We start from the raw sequence: 303 nt of genomic DNA, 5'->3' as shown, positions 1-303 counted from the left end.
CTTCCTGCTGATGCATGCGCCGGTCTTCCTCGCCGCCGGATTGCTTGGGGCGAACCGGATGCTGCGCATCGGCAGCCTGATCCTGCTGGTTGGGCTTCTGCTGTTCTGCGGCGATCTGCTGGCCCGCGATTTCATCGGGTCGCGGCTGTTCCCGCTGTCGGCGCCGATCGGCGGCACGCTACTCATTACCGGCTGGCTGGCGATCGCCGCCTCGGCGCTGGTGCGCATGCGTTCCTGACGCCTGCCCGCGCCAAATGTAAAAGCGTGGGCTGCTAGTCCTGCCGGCGCTCGGGCTTGATGAGC

General features: G+C 67.0%; 1 protein-coding gene. It reads left to right on the top strand.

Translation table 11 applies throughout. The features are described 5' to 3' along the window. The coding region (locus EOC06_RS38800) for a DUF423 domain-containing protein (protein WP_128310190.1) at nucleotides 1–238 on the top strand (238 nt) is incomplete at its 5' end. Nucleotides 239–303 lie beyond the last annotated feature (65 nt).

This window comes from Mesorhizobium sp. M7A.F.Ca.MR.362.00.0.0, from assembly GCF_004023175.1.
Classification (GTDB): Bacteria; Pseudomonadota; Alphaproteobacteria; order Rhizobiales; family Rhizobiaceae; genus Mesorhizobium.
Note: the sequence above shows the minus strand (reverse complement) of the source record. Positions and strands in the feature narration are given on the sequence as shown.